At 58.0% G+C, this 426-nt stretch carries 2 protein-coding genes; one reads left to right on the top strand and one right to left on the bottom strand.

The window, feature by feature from the left end; all coding sequences use genetic code 11:
- Positions 1-282: response regulator transcription factor (locus E4T82_RS12130; RefSeq protein ID WP_135182991.1), on the top strand; the 282-nt coding region annotated here is incomplete at its 5' end.
- A 71-nt stretch (positions 283-353) separates the two neighbouring features.
- Here E4T82_RS12130 and E4T82_RS13320 read toward each other — a convergent pair.
- A complete protein-coding gene (locus tag E4T82_RS13320) occupies positions 354-419 on the bottom strand; it encodes a PA3496 family putative envelope integrity protein (protein WP_432422582.1) in 66 nt (21 codons plus the stop codon).
- Positions 420-426 lie beyond the last annotated feature (7 nt).

Below are 426 nucleotides of genomic sequence, written 5' to 3'. Positions count from 1 at the left end.
GCGGTGCTGTGCGGGTACAGCTACTTCCCCAACCAGGCGTTGAACTCGGTGCGCTCCACAATGGGTAACGCCAGCGAAGCGGACATGGTCGAGCGCCTGTCCGGCCGGGAGATGATGGTGTTGCAGCAGTTGGCCCGCGGCAAGACCAACAAGGAGATCGCCGATGGCATGTTCCTGAGCAACAAGACTGTGAGCACCTACAAGACCCGCTTGCTGCTAAAGCTCAACGCCCGCTCGCTGGTGGACTTGATCGAGCTGGCCCAGCGTAACGGCCTGGTGTAGGCCGGCCTCACATTTACATCCAGTCAGAAAAAAGCCTCCGCAAGGGAGGCTTCTGTTTATCGTTGGATCGATTAGAGATCGAAGTCGTAATCGGCCAACTGTTTTTGCAAGCGCCGCTCTTCCAGAAGGTTGTCGATGGTGCGG

Source organism: Streptococcus cuniculi (assembly GCF_004570575.1).
GTDB lineage: Bacteria > Bacillota > Bacilli > Lactobacillales > Streptococcaceae > Streptococcus > Streptococcus cuniculi_A.
Note: the sequence above shows the minus strand (reverse complement) of the source record. Positions and strands in the feature narration are given on the sequence as shown.